Origin of the sequence: Furfurilactobacillus rossiae DSM 15814 (assembly GCF_000428925.1) — a bacterium.
GTDB classification, from domain to species: Bacteria; Bacillota; Bacilli; order Lactobacillales; family Lactobacillaceae; genus Furfurilactobacillus; species Furfurilactobacillus rossiae.
The window spans coordinates 13,450-29,356 of record NZ_AUAW01000009.1 but is presented as its reverse complement, the minus strand read 5'-3'; the positions used below and the strand labels follow the sequence as shown (position 1 = coordinate 29,356).

The following is a 15,907-nucleotide window of genomic DNA, read 5'->3' as shown; positions in this document are numbered from 1 at the left end:
ATGGCCAGTGAGTGAATCATGACCACGAAAAAAGCGTTGGCCTTAGAAAGATTCCTTCCTAAGAACCACAGGGTCAGTTGGATGAAGTTGTTCATCAGCTGATAACAGGCAGGCGGCAACCTAGAATCCGCCACCAATATACGTGACTCCCGCGGGGTCGCACAATTAAACAGCCGGTGTGTGACCGGCAGTAATCCGTGAGCAAGGGTCAACTTGGCAACAGCGTCATGAGATGTTTGCGATGACCGGATGACAGAGAAACCGTCCATCTTAACTGATGGGCGGCTTTTTGTGCTGGTTTAAATTAAGGGCTCAATGCCGGCGCATAATTAGCCACCAAATCAATTGACAGGCACAAACGAAAATAACAACTATCCCTAAGATTACCAGTGAGAAAATTCGCAACGCAGGCGTTTGTGTCACACCTGCCCCATCCACCGTACGTGTCATGACGACTGCCACTGCGCATCCAAACAGAAAGCTCCAGATAATAGTCACCAACCACCACAATCGTTTCATCGCTAACCACCCCGAACATCAATGTTGAAAATGATGGTTCTCGGTGATCCTCCTAGTCAAACTAATAATAGCTTGTAACAGCAGCAAAATGCCTGCTGCAAAACAAGCAAATCGCATGCCAAAATTTAAGTCGATCTGCGACTTCCGCGCGGCAATAAGGTTTAGCACACCTATCAGTATCGTTGCAGAAACAAGTCGCGTTCTTCTAATCTTGAATATAAATAGCAACATTGCCACAATCACAATCAACCCATCCATCATTCTTAGACCAGCAATTGTGGATAACTGTGTCATTCGACTAGTTACCAAGATAGTTTCTGCGATTACGATCAAGACTTTTGAGAACTTAGCCGATATCGTTGTCACTGCGGAAGCATTCATCAATGCGTCAACAGACGTTTGATAGACGTCTGCCACTTGTTGCAGCAATAAAACATCTGGCAGATTGCGCCCTGTCTCCCAGTTAGAAATAGCCTGACGTGAAACATTTAGTTGTTTAGCAGCCTCAGACTGTGTGAGCCGTAATTGATTACGTGCCCTCTTTAAATTGGCCGAGAGAATTTCACCTTTTGTTTGCATCATCTTCACTCCTAAAAAGTACCAGTAGCTTGCTTCAATGACGAGCAAGGAATGCTTGCATCCGCATTAACACAGCGTTTGTAGACCAACATAAAATCGTAATTGCTAAGTTATACATTAGCATTGATGTGAATAGACTTGTACCAATTTTTTAATCTACGAGTATCTGGTATTTCAAAGAAATTGTCCACTATCTCAGCGACGGGGCCGTCAACAGTAAGCACAGTAACTAGGCGGCTGCATTTGAAACTTGAACAGAAAGCTTTGAACAATACTTTGACACACACAGTAATTGGTGATAAATTATACTCAATCAAACGAACAACTACTGGAGGTGCATTCATGAAACCCGAAATTTCTAAAGACATTATTCGGGGGCACACGACGACCATCATTCTTAATATTCTTAGCCAGGGCGACAGTTACGGTTATGAAATTGCTAAGGCCGTCCGTGAACTGAGCCACGATGCATATGAATTAAACGAGGCCACTTTATACACTGCATTTCGCCGCATGGAACGCAATGGTGATATCGAAAGCTACTGGGGCGACGAGACTCAGGGTGGCCGCCGAAAATATTACAAATTAACTGAACAAGGCACCCGTCTACTCACCAAAAATGTCGCAGACTGGGCGTTTGCCAAAAAGATTATTGATGACCTGATTACCGGGAGGATTGATGACAATGGACACAATTGATACGATGGTTAACCGGCGTTTGGATGAAACGTTTAAGGCTTATCCTGACACGGAAGAAATGCATGAATTACGTGAGGAGTTGGCCGCTGATCTGAGTGAGGCCGCTCATGACAATGAAAGAAAAGGCGCCACCATCACGGACGCTGTCAACAGAGCTTTTGAAGGATTAGGCAATCTCGACGACTTAGTGGATGAAATTAACGCCGAAAAAAATGCCACTGATCAAGATACTCATTCCGACGATGCTAAACAAACGTCACATGAGCATGCCTATAGTCATGGTCATCACATCGATATTGCCGATGGCAAGGTGATCATTGATGGTGGTAAAGTGCTCAGCATCGATGATAACGGTATTAAAGTTAACGGTGGTAAAGCGGTAAATATTGATAGCGATGGCATCAACATCAATAACGGTACGTTTACTGTCACAAACGACGGTATTCGGATGGGTAATCTTGTAATCGACAATCGTGGCATTCACACGGACGGCGGCAAAACATTTGCCGGTTCGTTTACGGAAAAAAAGCAGCAATCACATAACGACAAGTTCGATCCCCATGCCAATGACGACACATTTTCAAACTTCGACCAGCAATTTAATGAACAAGAACCGGTCGATACCGAAATCTACGTGGACAGTTTAGCACTTGCCAACGAACAACAATTTTCTGCTGATCAAGTTCAGCGAATCGACTTTAAGTATGCTGACAGTAGCGTCCGAATTTTAAGCAATCCCGATGATGAGCACATCATCTTCCGGGAATACATGAACCGTGCTAATGACAGCTATCTCGCACAAACTAAGTTGGAGAATGGTACCCTGTCAATTCATAATGGATCACGGCCTCACCTGTTACCACTGCGGGTTCGTGTTCAACTACTCATTCCAGCATCCTTTGCAGGTGATTTACTGGTTAACAGTGCCTCAGGCAGCGTTAATTTCAGCCACACCGGCGCTCTAAACCAGGTTCGTTTAGAAGCAAACAGCGGTTCAATTCGCATTAATGGTGCTCACTTTAAGGATTTGGATGTCAACGCATCCTCTGGTTCCGTTCGCATCAAGCAAACCACTGTTGCGGGACTATTACGTGCTCGTGCTCATAGCGGTTCAATTCGTTTGGCTGACACTACGGTTGCTAAGTTCAATGTGGACTCACACTCAGGTTCTGTCCGCGGCACTGACTTGATTGGTGCCGGTGCTTTCAACGCCAATTCAGGTTCAATTAACCTAAGTTTCAGCGATCTCACTGGCAATCTTGATACCACGGCACACTCCAGTTCAATCAAACTAGAATTCGCTAAGGATATCGAGTATAACTTTGACTTGGACGCCAAAAGTGGTTCTATCACAGGTCCCGATAATGCTATCTACGATCACAATACGACTAACTTCAAAGATGGTGCAGTTGGTGACGACCCACATTTCTATGTCACCGCAGCAACAAAGTCCAGTTCGATCCACGTTTCTTAGTATTATTAACTGGTTAATTGGTTCGATATCATACAATCAAAGTAACCTAAAACATCACGCTGATATTTTTTCGTATCAGCGTGATATTTTAGGTTACTTTATTTAGTTACTTCAGGAACACGCACTAAATCACGTTTGATCAGTTCCTGTGCGATTTGAACCGCATTCAATGCTGCCCCTTTAAGTAGGTTATCAGCAACGACCCACATGTGATAAGCTCCTGGATTTTCCCGGTCTGCTCGCATCCGGCCGACAAACGTTTCGCCATGACCAGCTGCGTTAATCGGTTGCGGATAAACTTGGTGTGCTGGATCATCCTGCAATACGACACCCTTTGAATGAGCCAATAGAGCCTGCATGTCTGGTACGGCTGGTGTTTGGTTCGTTTCAAAATAAACACTTTCACCATGGCCAATTGGTACGGGTACGCGGACACAGGTTGCAGATACCTTGAGTTCCGTGTCGTTCATGTCGCCACGTAAAATCTTTTTAGTTTCGTGAATCATCTTCCATTCTTCGTGCGTGAAGCCATCGTCCTCAAAGACATCAATCTGTGGCAACAAGTTAAACGCCAATGGATAGTGATGTTCAGCACCCTTGACGGGTAAGATGGCAGCCGTCTCCTCTTCGCCTTCATGACGTTGTTGGGCCTCATCGAATAACTCGTTCATTGCCCGTTGACCAGCACCAGACGCCGCTTGATAAGTCGAAACTAGAACTTGATGTAACTTATACTGACGATCAATCGGTGCCAACGCAACAACCATTTGAATAGTACTGCAGTTTGGATTGGCAACAATACCATGATGCTGACTCAACATTCCTGGATTCACTTCAGGCACGACCAATGGTACATCTGGCTCCATCCGAAAGGCACTGGTGTTATCGACACAAACGGCCCCTGCTTTCACCGCTGCTGGTAGCAATGCTTTGGAAACTGAACCGCCAGCTGACGACAAGACGATATCGATACCTTTAAACAAGTCTGTTGTGGCTTCTTCAATCGTATAAGATTGGCCACGAAAGATGCGTGTTTGACCAGCTGAACGTGCTGACGCCAACAGCACCAATCGATCGACCACGATATCAGACTTTTCCAATTGTTGTAACATCCGTGTGCCAACTGCACCAGTAACACCAAGAATTGCGACATTAAATGATTGCATTAAATTGCTTCCTTTCAAGTTTCACTCCACTCGATCATTTAGTTAAGCCGAAACATCAACCGATAATTTGTTGGCACGATAAGCTGCCAGTCGTTTTACGGCTTCCTGAAGTTTGTCCATATCGGCGGCGTATGACAAACGAACGTGGCCTTCACCGCCAGGGCCGAAACAACTACCTGGGACAACAGCAACTTTTGCCTGTTGGGCAACCTTGAGTGCAAAAGTGCGGTCATCTTGTTCCTCATCTGCCGGTATTTTAGCGAACACATAAAAAGCACCATTTGGTTGGGCCGTTGTAAATCCAAGTTGATTGAGCGCTTGTACCAGAAAATCACGACGTTCGTGATACTGTGCCTTCATGTCCGCCGTGTCTGCCGACCCATGCAGCAAAGCATCAGTGGCCGCCGCCATCATTGGTGTCGGTGCAGCGGTTACCAAAGCGCCATGTAGTTTGGCAATCTGCTGAGTAAGGGCCGCCGGGGCCGCTAGGTAGCCAACCCGGTAACCTGTCATGGCAAACGTCTTGGAAACGCCATTAATCACGATTGTCCGCTCTGGTAATAATGTGGAAATAGATACATGAGGCTGGTCGTAGGCTAATTCACAATAGATTTCATCAGCCAACACGAGCAACTTATGTTTACGAATCACTGCGGCCAATGCTTGCAACTGCGAGTCTGTGTAAGTGACACCAGTTGGATTGGTTGGATAATTCAAAACCAACATCTTTGCACGCGGATGAGCAGCCAATGTAGCCGTTAGCCGAGCCGGTGTTAATACATAGTCATCCACTGAGGTATCAACTAACACTGGTGTAGCGCCATCAATCTGGGCCGTGGTAATGTACAACGGAAAAATTGGTGTTGGGATAATCACCTCGTCGCCTGCTCCCAAAACGGTGCCCATCGCCGCCGCAATCGCTTCTGTGGCGCCAACTGTTACCAGTATTTCCGTTTGCGGATCATAAGTGACCTGATTCAGTTTGGTTAAGTATGTACTGATCGTTTCTCGTAGCTCTGGTAATCCAGCAGCTGGCGCGTAATGAGAGCGATTCTGATTGATTGCATCGATGGTCGCCTGCTTGACGTGATCTGGTGCGTTAAAATCTGGTTCACCAAGCGTTAATTTCAATATGCCAGGAATATCCTTTATTTGATTATCAAATTGACGAATCGCTGATGGCACAATTTGGTCAAACACGGGCCGTGTCATCCCCGTTAACTGAGCTTCTAATTCTGGCATATGCATTCTCCTTTGACCGCATCGATTCGCGGTATGACGCTAATCTAAAACCTGTTCCAAACCAACCTTTAATTCTGTTAATGTTGTTACTTTACTCAATGCTAACTTGACGCCGACCATAAATGACTCACGATCATATGTGTCCTGCCGAATCGTCAGCGCCTCACCCGTCCCGCCAAACAACACTTGTTCATGCGCTAAATATCCGGGCAAACGAACCGCGTGAATCGGAACGTTGTCGACAATTCCACCGCGCACACCATCCACGCTGCTTTCAGTATGATCGAGATCTGGCTGCTGTTGCCGACCGGCAGCGATTGCATGAGCTGTGGCAACCGCCGTACCGGATGGTGCATCCCGTTTATCAGCATGGTGCATTTCAATAATCTCCGCGTTTGGAAAGTATCTAGCCGCCTGTTTAGCAAACTGAGTTAGTAACACCGCCGACAATCCAAAGTTTGGAACGATCAACCCACCTAGATGAGCCGAGGCAGCTAACGCCTGCAATGCTTTTATTTGTGCTGTCGTTAAGCCGCTCGTGCCAACCAACGGGAACAACCCCTGCCGCAAAGCTACTTCGACGTTGTGTTCAACCACAGTCGGGGTTGTAAAGTCTAACCAAACATCTGCCTCAGGCAACTCGTCTTCCGTAGTGGCAACGACAACTTGGCTTGGCAAATGTGTGTCATTTCCGTCCGTCAGTGCAGCATGAGGATCAAACACACCAGTTAATTCAAACCGCTCATCGTTTAAAATTGTCTGGCAGCTAGCAGTCCCCATACTGCCGCGAAAGCCAGCGACAATAACACGAATCTTTGACTCACTCATTTTCTATACCGCCTCCGTGTTTTCTGCCAACGGAATGTCGCTTAGTTGGTGAACGCCTAGTCGTTGTGCCAAAATACTTTTCTCAGTGTCATTCAGAGGAACGATTGGCAAACGTGGGTTACCAACAGGTAGCCCCTGCGCATCTAAAACAGCCTTTACCGGTGATGGTGATGGATACATGAATAACGCCGCCATCTTTGGCATCAAGTCGCGTTGAATCTGGCCAGCACGTTCAACATTACCTTGTGCTAGAGCGTCATATTCCTGTCGCATCGCTGGACCATATACGTGACTGGCAACGGAAATGACGCCAGTCCCGCCCAGTGCCTTTACCAATAAAGCTTGGGAATCTTCCCCACTGTAAACAGCAAAACCTGTCGGCGCATCATTAATTAACGCCGCCAAATCTGCATCACTACCACACTGTTTTACACCGCTGATGTTCGGCACTTGTGCCAGTTGGAGAATCGTTTCGTTAGTCATGTTGACACCAGTTCGGCCAGGAATGTTGTAAATAACGATCGGCTTAGTAGCGGCTTGAGCAACCGCCGTAAAGTGGGCAACCATTCCCCGTTGATTAGGTTTGTTGTAATAAGGGACAACGACCAACGTTCCATCAATCCCGTCAATCGCATCTACTTCCCGATTAAAGGCAATCGTCGCAGCTGTATTATTACTGCCTGTCCCAGCGATAACGACACCTCGACCAGCCACAATCTGTGCAAAACGGGTATAAAGTTCAATCTTTTCTTCGTGCGTTAGCGTTGGTGTCTCACCTGTCGTCCCACCAATGACAAAACCGCGTGAACCAGTTTCAATGAGCATATTTGTTAATCGCGTTAATGCATCGAAATCAATATGATCATCTTCGGTAAACGGTGTGATAATTGCTGTTAATAAATCATTTTGTTCAAACATTTTAAATTCCTCCTTGTCAATGAGAGCCATCCGGATTCAACCGAATCCGAGCATCACTTTCTTGTCATCCGATCCTCCAAAAATTCAGTAATGGCGGTGACACCCTTGCTAATAGCGGACTCGTCCGGCGTCATTTTGGCAGAGTGCAACGGCGCGTGACCATCTACGCCTAACCAAAACATCGTGCCAGGAAATTGATGCAACATATATCCGAAGTCCTCGCCAGTCATGGCCGGCGCCGTTTCAACAAAGTCCACGTCTGGCGCATTTTTCATAAATTGAATAAATGGTACTGTCAGCCTTGGGTCGTTTTCTACCGGCAAGTAACCGCCCTGATTCAGTTCAACATTGACTTTGCACTCGAAACTCGTAGCGATGCCATTGGCGATTGCCTGTAGCCGCTGGTCAATGTGTTCAATCATCGCTTGCGTTAGTCCGCGAATGGTCCCTTCCAGCCTGGCACGGCCAGCAATGACGTTGCGAATACTACCAGCATTCAGTTTGCCAAACGTCACCACGCCGCCTTCAATTGGGTCAACGCTTCTAGAGACGACGGTCTGCGCTTGCATGATAAAACTGGCGCAAGCCACTACCATGTCGTTAGCCAAGTGCGGATAAGCCGCGTGCCCGCCTTTGCCAACAAAATCCACGTTAATTTCAGTCGTGCCGGCAAATAGTGTGCCATTGCGGCATCCAATCACGCCTGCAGACAGCTCCGGATTGACATGCAAGCCATAAAACTCATCAGGTCGCCATTCGCCAGTAAAGGCGCCAGCTTCAACGGCCAACTTGCCACCGTTGTCGTTTTCCTCAGCCGGTTGAAAGAAAAATAATAAGTCATCTTTGGGCTGATGATTAGCAAAGTAATTGAGCACCCCTAGGGCCACCGTCATGTGAATATCATGGCCACAAGCATGCATCTTGCCGGGATTTGTCGAGGCATATGGCAATCCTGTCGCCTCTGTAACTGGCAAGGCATCAATATCAGTGCGGTACCCAATACACCGTTGCGGCTGGCTTCCTTGAACTTTAACCATCAAGGCCGTTGGCAAACTTGGTATGTGATGGATGGTCAACCATTGCTGAGGCATCGTTTCGATAACTTGCCGTAGATATGCAGCTGTTTGGGTTTCATGCAGTGCCAACTCTGGAATTTGGTGCAAGTGACGGCGAATATGAATTAAATCTAACGTTTCAGACATGCAGTACCAACTTTCTTTCAGTCAAACGTGCTAGAGCTTTCGTAACGAATCTTGAAGTTTCGTTTTAGCCTGCGTTTTCGCATCGTTAACTTTAATTACCTTAGCTGGAACACCAGCAACAACGGTATTAGCTGGCACATCCTCAGTTACCACAGCGCCAGCACCAACTACCGCGTGTTCCCCGACATGAACGCCCTCAATAACCACTGCATTAGCCCCAATCAACACATCATCATCGATGCGCACGGGTTCTGCAGAAGCTGGTTCGATTACCCCGGCTAACACCGCGCCAGCACCGATATGACAATGCTTGCCAACAATCGCACGGCCACCAAGCACGGCACCCATATCAATCATGGAATCAGCGCCAATCTCTGCGCCGATGTTGATCAACGCACCCATCATGATGACAGCGTGATCACCAATCACCACCTGATCACGAATGATGGCACCTGGTTCAATGCGGGCGTTAATTTCACGTGCATCTAATAACGGAACCGCTGAATTAGTGGCATTAGTTTCCACATGCGTTTGCGCAATCACATCTTGGTGTACTTCAAGAAATGGTTTTACTACCGGCCAGCTGCCAAACAACGTACCAGTATGATCTTCCATAAACGCTTCAATGCCATCTGGAATCGTCAGTTGACGTAAGTGCTCGCCACTAACAGTGACCTTGACCGGCGTTTGTTTCTTAGCGGTCGCTATCGTATGAATGATTTGTGTCGCATCTAATTCTGCCATGTGAATCCTCCTCAATGATTGACTTACCTTACAGGGCTTCGGTGGCACTCTTCTTAAATGTGCACCTGTCGCTTGAGCTTTACCGAGCTTCGGCGGCACTCTTTTAAACGTGCACCTGTCGCTCAAGGCCCTGTGCACAACCCAAAGCTGTCACCCCACAAGCAAAGTGCGCTTGCACGCTGTCACCTTTACGTTGTTGCTCGAGCCTTACCGAGCTTCGGCGGCACTCTTCTTAAAATCCTCATCTAATGCGAGTATGTCGCGGTTAGTTTCGCGTCGGACAACGACGCTGGCATGTTTGTGATCGATAAAAATGACGGCTGGACGTGGATTACGATTGTAGTTGCTGGCCATCGAATAACCGTAGGCGCCGGTGGCTAAGAGGGCAATCACATCGCCCGTTTTTGTGACCGGCAACGTTGCTTCATTTACTAGAATGTCGCCGGACTCACAATATTTACCGACAATATGGATGGTTTCTTTAGAAGAATCTTCAACATGATTAGCCAATACCGGTTCGTATGCCGCCTGATACAACGCTGGTCGAATGTTATCCCCCATGCCACCATCAACGGCCACGTATGGTAACAAACCGGGGACACGTTTGTTTGCGCCAACCCGATATAAATTGATTCCTGCCGGACCAACTAACGACCGGCCAGGTTCAATCCAAATCTCCGGCATTTCTAGATGATGATTGCCTAACCTAGCCTCAATCGTCGTCAACACAGTATCAAGCTGGTCCTCCGGTGATTGTGGATCGTCACCTTCCACATATTTAATGCCGAACCCGCCGCCTATATTTAGCACCTGGGCGGAATAGCCAAACGCTTCATGCCAATGGGTCAGCAATTCAATCAGTTTCTCGGCTGCCATTACAAAGCCGGTACTCTCAAAGATTTGCGATCCAATATGTGCATGAACGCCACGAACCTCTAGATGGTCATCCGCTAAGGCTTCTGTCAGCGCTTGATCCGCTTGACCAGAACCAATGTCGAAACCAAACTTGCTATCGACCTGACCCGTTTGAATGTACTGATGTGTATGGGCACTAACGCCGGGGGTCACTCGAATTTGAATCGCAATGGTTTCGTCCCGTTCTTGTAGCAAACGTTGTAATAAATGAAGCTCAACAAAATTATCAACAATAATCGTGCCAAGATGATGATCCAGTGCCATTGTCAGTTCATCCACAGACTTATTATTCCCGTGAAAACTCAGGCGAGATGCTGGAAAGCCGGCCGCAAACGCCGTTGCCATTTCGCCTGCTGACACAACGTCTGCATGTACACCGAGTGGCGCCAACAGCTGATAGATTCCCTTCACGCAGAAGGCTTTCGACGCGTAACTCACGATGCCATCAATTCGATGGTTAGCAAACGTCTGTTGAAAGGCCTTCACCTGGCGAACGATATCCTGCGTATCGTAAGCAATCAGTGGTGTGCCAAACTGCTCTGCCAGTTTGACGGTATCCATACCGCCGATCATTAAATGATTTTTCGTTGACTCAACTGTTGTTGTCATTTTTTTGCTCCTTTTAGTTTTAGAAGTTATGTGTCTATTCGAACGGTTATGCGCTTTGCCTATACGGCGATCATCTTTGCAAGGTAGACTGAAGGGCGTCAACATTGACAACCGAAAGCACAGACACATAGCACGAAAAAGGGGCTCATTTGCATAGGTGCGTACGCAAAAGAGTCCCGAAAATAAATTCATTTCGTTTCTGAATGTCGTAAGCGCCCCGCGATGAATTTTTCATCACGACAGTTTGCTGATTGTTCATCAACATCCCAGCCAAAGCGATGGTCAATCGTCCAGCTTCGGCAACCGCCCCTTTCATCAGTTTCTATGTCGTGACCCGACTCCGCTGATTACTCTTGTTGGTTGCAACCTCTTTTCACATTTAATTTTAATGAGCATATCGCTCTTTTCATAACCCGTCAAGTCTTCATTTGAATTTTATATTTCCAAGTAAAACAGTGTACCAACGCGTTTACATTTATTTTCATTTAGCTATTGTAATTGAAAACTAATTCGCTATAATTGCCAGTAATCATAGAAGAGGTTGCGAAGATTAAAAGTAACTAAGAGGAAATCGACGAGGTTAACGACGCTTAGTGAAAGGATGATTCGCCGAAACTTTGACTGACTCGTCTCAGTTAGGGTTGGGACTTGGGTTAACAGCCCAAGGACTGTCGCAACTAACAAAAAAGTTGCGGGGCGCTATCTACGACCATACATAACCGGTACTATATCGATTACGTTCGATTAGACTAAGCGCACCCAATGACCTCGTTAAACAAAGTCATTGGGTGCGCTTTTTAAATGTAATCGTGGGTGTGAATGATTTCAGTGTCGATTCCCCTTCTAACATCAAAACAATGGTCAGTTTGGAAAAACGACCGTGGTAAGCGAGGTTAGGATCGATGAAAGTAATTAAGTTTGGTGGCAGTTCCTTGGCAGATGCGACGCATTTTAACGACGTCATACAGATTTTACAAATGGATAGGCAACGCCGCGTGGTGGTCGTTTCAGCACCCGGCAAACGAAATGAGAACGATGAAAAAGTTACCGATTTACTGATTGATTACGCACGTGCGCATGGTAAAACACAGCGGTCAATCGGCCAGCAAATCATCGACCGATATCAAGAAATCGCAACAGCGTTTGATATTTCGGCAGCTCAATTTAAGCCACTGGCAGATCAAATTTTGGCCCTACCAACGACATCATTTCGTGGCCCAGCCTTTAGAATGGCTGCGTTTAAAGCCCATGGGGAAAAGTTAAACGCACAGTTACTAGCGCTGGTGTTAAATACACAGGGATTAGCAGCTCGCTACGTTGACCCACACGAACTTGGCTTAATTGCCACGCAGGAGCCAAACAACGCGACCATTTTGGCCCAGACATACACACACCTGGCCGTGGCCCGTCAGGAGCTGCTAGCGGAAGATAAACTATGGGTCGTCCCTGGTTTCTTTGCCTATACAACCAGCGGTCACCTTGTAACCTTTTCTCGTGGTGGCTCAGACATCACAGGTGCTATTCTTGCCCGCGGTTTGCATGCAACTGAATACGAAAACTTTACGGATGTCGACTCCATATACGCCGCGAACCCCAACGTGGTCGCTAACCCAGCCCCAATCACTAAGATGAGCTACGTTGAGATGCGTGAGCTTTCATATGCCGGTTTCTCAGTGTTTCACGATGAAGCAATTATCCCTGCCATTGAAGGTCAGGTACCCATTTGCGTAAAGAATACCAATCATCCCAGTGTGCCAGGAACACTGATTGTACCAACGAATCAGTCACAGCCTAAACGATTAATCACGGGTGTCGCCAGTTCCAAACGGTTCGCAGCGCTCTACCTGCACCGTTATCTGTTGAACCGGGAAGTTGGCTTCACACTAAAGTTACTCAAGATCCTCTTCCGCTACCACATTAGCTACGAACACATGCCTTCAGGAATCGACGATTTAACGATCATCTTTGACCGCAACCAAATTCCGGCAGATGTTCTTCCTCATTTGCTCGCAGATATCAAAGAAACGTTGCAACCAGACCGCCTGCAGTGGATCGATGATTACGCGATCTTGATGGTGGTTGGTGAAGGTATGCGCAATCAGGTCGGTGTCATTGACCGGATTTTGCACCCGCTAGCCACTCACCACATCGGTGTTCAAATGATCAACCAAGGGGCGTCACGAATTTCCATCATGATTGGTGTTCGCGAAGCGCAGGCTGATGACGCCGTTCGCCTCATCTATAATGACTTTTTTAATCAACCAGTTAGTTTGCCACTCCGTCAACCAGCACAGGAGGTTACCCATGGTTAATTTAATTCGGGTTCATGGTTCTGAAAATAGTTTTTACCTGCTTGATCAACGACAACTTAAACATGCCCTCACCTCAGCTGAACTCAGTCATTTGGCGCAACAAGTCAACGACACAGCACCAGCAGGGCTGGGCAAAGTAGACGGCGTCCTGGTCGTCAGTGACAGTCGTCATCCCAACGCAATTGGCCGAATGCAGGTATTCAATCGCGACGGCAGCCAAGCAAGCATGTGTGGCAACGGCTTACGAACCGTCAGCCGCTATCTTGCAGAACAAACGCATCAAACGGACTTCCAAGTTGAAACAGATGCGGCTGATTTACCAGTTCATCAAGTGACGCCGTTTGCGCCAGATGTGCCCGCGTTTAGTGTCAGCATTCAACCCATCAGTTTCGATGCTGCTTCGATTGGTTTACATCAAATCCCGACAACACCACTTCTAAACGAGAACAACTTGCCGTTTTCAACAAATTCATCGGCAACCTTTTCCGCTGTGGCCGTGCCAAACCCGCATTTGATTAGTCTCACAGACCATAATCATCCCAATGCGTTAACAACCGCCTTTTTGGGCACACTCGGGCAACAATTAAACGGTCAAAACCCGTGGTTTCCTGATGGCGTCAATGTCAGCTTTGGTTGGGAAATCAATGACACTACCCTCTTTGTGCGGACGTTTGAGCGCGGCGTTGGTTTTACAAACGCCTGTGGTACCGGCATGTCGGCCACATCGCTAATTTGGGTACTGACTCATCCAGCCGCTCAGCTTGACCAACTCCTGACCATCTATAATCCAGGTGGCATGGTTCAAACGCGCGCCCATCACCAAAACGCCGCGTACACTATCGACCTAATCGGCAACGCGACCTTCACTGACTATTTGCGTTTGAGCGAAGCTGACTTACACGCCGGCAACCTTGCCAGTGCAGAGGTTGCCGCAACTCAAGAAGAGACCGCCTACCACCAATTCGTGTCCCAGTTACCACATTGGTCATTTGGTGATGTCCGTCCAACTGCAGATGAACATTAAGCTTGCAAAAAAGGGGACCGGTTCCGCAATCTAGCTGCGAAACCGATCCCTTATATTTATTCTCTACAGAATTGGTGACAATAGGCGTGAAAATGTTTGTTTGAACTTACGCCAATACGATTGTTGAGCAAACGTCTCATATGTCGTCAGTTCACTGACGCGCATATCGGCTTCAAATAGCTTAGCCAACTCCGCGGTCACTTTAGGATCATACAGAAAGGCATTGACCTCAAAGTTTAGTTTGAAACTACGGAAATCTAAGTTCGCCGATCCAACAGAGGCAACCCCGTCATCAACGACCATCGTTTTAGAATGGATAAAACCGTTGCGATACTTGAAAATTTTGACGCCGTTTCGAGACAACTGCTTTGCGTAATACTCGGTTGCCCGGTATACAAAGGCATGATCTGGCTTGCTTGGAATCATAATGCGAACATCTACACCACTGCCGGCCGCGACTCGAAGCGCATCTAGAACGGAGTCATCCGGAATTAAGTATGGCGACTGAATCCACAGCCGTTTGCGAGCTGAGTTAATCAATCTTAAGTAGCCCATCTTAATCTGCTCTTTATCAGAATCGGGACCAGATGAAACAATCTGCATGTTGGTTTCCCCCTTCACCTTGGTAATATGGAAGAAATCGTTGGTAACGTTTAACGGTTTGGTGCGACTGGTGGCGTTCCAATCACGGATAAAGCGTGACTGAAGCCCGTAAACGCCAGCCCCAACGATGCGAAGATGCGTATCACGCCAGTAACCAAACTTCTCTTTACGGCCAAGATACTGATCGCCGACGTTAAAGCCACCGGTATAGCCAATGGCTCCATCAATCACAACAATCTTACGGTGATCACGGAAGTTCAAACGAAAATCCACTAACGCACTACGCGTTTGCAGGAAGGGATATGCCTCCCCACCCGCGGCTCGCAACGGATCATAGAATTTAGGCCGCACACCCATTGAACCCCATGAATCGTATAGCACCCGCACAGCCACGCCAGCTTCCGCCTTACGAATCAACAAACGCAACAGCTCGTTACCAATGTCGTCATTATAGATCGTATAAAACTCGATATGGATACTCTGTTTAGCCCGTTCGATGTCTTCAAACATCTGGTGGAACAGCACTTTCCCATCAGAAATAATGTGCACTCGATTATTACGAGTTAAAAAGGCTTGATCTGACTCGATAAAAAGATTGACCGTACCTAACGCGGTGGCAGTTACATCATCCGCGTCATTTCGCTCTGATGACAACTCCGCTCGCTGGAGCGCTAGCTGCTCATCAAGCTGTAACTGCTCTTGTTCCTGAATTTGAAATAGTCGATTCTTCGGCAATCGCCGACCGACAAAGGCGTAAGCAATGAAACCGATGATCGGTAAGAACACCAGCACCAGCAGCCAGGCCCAGGTCGCTGAAATATCACGCGGTTCACGAAACACGGTAATGAACGCCAACACCGCGTTTACATAGATAATTGTTTCAAAAATAAAATGTGCCCAGTTCATCTGGATTGGTCCTCCAATACGCGTAAATGCTAATTTCATCTTACTCATCTTTAGGAAGCAACGCGACCCCTTTTTGTGGAAATTTGCTCACAAACAACTTATTGCTTTCTCATAATTTTTGTAATGCGTATAATAAGTCAAACAAAGTAATTTAGGAGGCAACACAC

The 15,907-nt window shown here is 47.1% G+C and carries 14 protein-coding genes and 2 riboswitches; of the genes, 4 read left to right on the top strand and 10 right to left on the bottom strand.

What is annotated here, in order from left to right; translation table 11 throughout:
• Positions 1-312: 312 nt before the first annotated feature.
• Both G400_RS0107100 and G400_RS15720 read right to left on the bottom strand, forming a co-directional pair.
• Complete coding sequence (locus tag G400_RS0107100) at positions 313-519, bottom strand: DUF3923 family protein (protein WP_081495795.1); 207 nt, start codon at positions 517-519, stop codon at positions 313-315.
• Positions 520-537: 18 nt separating this feature from the next.
• Entirely contained in the window at positions 538-1,101 is a 564-nt protein-coding gene (locus G400_RS15720; protein WP_081495794.1) for a helix-turn-helix domain-containing protein, read from the bottom strand.
• Positions 1,102-1,440: 339 nt separating this feature from the next.
• On the opposite strand from G400_RS15720, the gene G400_RS0107090 reads away from it, so the two are divergent.
• Positions 1,441-1,797 carry a PadR family transcriptional regulator gene (locus tag G400_RS0107090; protein WP_026017039.1) on the top strand — a complete coding sequence of 119 codons (357 nt, stop codon included), beginning with the start codon at positions 1,441-1,443 and terminating at the stop codon, positions 1,795-1,797.
• On the top strand, positions 1,784-3,271 hold the full coding sequence (locus G400_RS0107085) for a DUF4097 family beta strand repeat-containing protein (protein WP_017260861.1): 1,488 nt from the start codon (positions 1,784-1,786) through the stop codon (positions 3,269-3,271). Before G400_RS0107090 ends, G400_RS0107085 begins: the two co-directional genes overlap by 14 nt.
• A gap of 98 nt (positions 3,272-3,369) precedes the next feature.
• Here G400_RS0107085 and G400_RS0107080 read toward each other — a convergent pair whose 3' ends face one another.
• The 7 genes from G400_RS0107080 to lysA form a co-directional block, all read right to left on the bottom strand.
• Positions 3,370-4,437 carry an aspartate-semialdehyde dehydrogenase gene (locus G400_RS0107080; protein WP_017260860.1) on the bottom strand — a complete coding sequence of 356 codons (1,068 nt, stop codon included), beginning with the start codon at positions 4,435-4,437 and terminating at the stop codon, positions 3,370-3,372.
• A gap of 42 nt (positions 4,438-4,479) precedes the next feature.
• Entirely contained in the window at positions 4,480-5,679 is a 1,200-nt protein-coding gene (locus G400_RS0107075; RefSeq protein WP_017260859.1) for an aminotransferase class I/II-fold pyridoxal phosphate-dependent enzyme, read from the bottom strand.
• Positions 5,680-5,718: 39 nt separating this feature from the next.
• The gene (dapB, locus tag G400_RS0107070; RefSeq protein ID WP_017260858.1) at positions 5,719-6,507 is read right to left on the bottom strand and encodes a 4-hydroxy-tetrahydrodipicolinate reductase; all 789 of its coding nucleotides are present in this window, start codon (positions 6,505-6,507) and stop codon (positions 5,719-5,721) included.
• A gap of 3 nt (positions 6,508-6,510) precedes the next feature.
• The gene (dapA, locus tag G400_RS0107065; RefSeq protein ID WP_017260857.1) at positions 6,511-7,425 is read right to left on the bottom strand and encodes a 4-hydroxy-tetrahydrodipicolinate synthase; all 915 of its coding nucleotides are present in this window, start codon (positions 7,423-7,425) and stop codon (positions 6,511-6,513) included.
• A gap of 53 nt (positions 7,426-7,478) precedes the next feature.
• Entirely contained in the window at positions 7,479-8,627 is a 1,149-nt protein-coding gene (locus G400_RS0107060; RefSeq protein ID WP_017260856.1) for an N-acetyldiaminopimelate deacetylase, read from the bottom strand.
• Positions 8,628-8,657: 30 nt separating this feature from the next.
• Positions 8,658-9,371 (bottom strand): 2,3,4,5-tetrahydropyridine-2,6-dicarboxylate N-acetyltransferase, encoded by a 714-nt coding sequence (gene dapD / locus G400_RS0107055; protein WP_017260855.1) that lies wholly within the window; start codon positions 9,369-9,371, stop codon positions 8,658-8,660.
• Positions 9,372-9,578: 207 nt separating this feature from the next.
• Positions 9,579-10,895, bottom strand: a complete 1,317-nt coding sequence (gene lysA / locus G400_RS0107050) for a diaminopimelate decarboxylase (protein WP_017260854.1) — start codon at positions 10,893-10,895, stop codon at positions 9,579-9,581.
• Positions 10,896-11,097: 202 nt separating this feature from the next.
• Positions 11,098-11,275, bottom strand: a riboswitch (Lysine riboswitch).
• Positions 11,276-11,422: 147 nt separating this feature from the next.
• Positions 11,423-11,606: riboswitch (Lysine riboswitch) on the top strand.
• 191 nt (positions 11,607-11,797) lie between these two features.
• Between lysA and G400_RS0107040 the strand changes: the two genes are divergently transcribed.
• Both G400_RS0107040 and dapF read left to right on the top strand, forming a co-directional pair.
• Positions 11,798-13,207 (top strand): aspartate kinase, encoded by a 1,410-nt coding sequence (locus G400_RS0107040; RefSeq protein ID WP_017260852.1) that lies wholly within the window; start codon positions 11,798-11,800, stop codon positions 13,205-13,207.
• Positions 13,200-14,231 (top strand): diaminopimelate epimerase, encoded by a 1,032-nt coding sequence (gene dapF / locus G400_RS0107035; RefSeq protein WP_017260851.1) that lies wholly within the window; start codon positions 13,200-13,202, stop codon positions 14,229-14,231. Before G400_RS0107040 ends, dapF begins: the two co-directional genes overlap by 8 nt.
• A gap of 63 nt (positions 14,232-14,294) precedes the next feature.
• Here the strand turns inward: dapF and cls are convergent, their stop codons facing one another.
• Positions 14,295-15,740, bottom strand: a complete 1,446-nt coding sequence (gene cls / locus G400_RS0107030; protein ID WP_017260850.1) for a cardiolipin synthase — start codon at positions 15,738-15,740, stop codon at positions 14,295-14,297.
• Positions 15,741-15,907 lie beyond the last annotated feature (167 nt).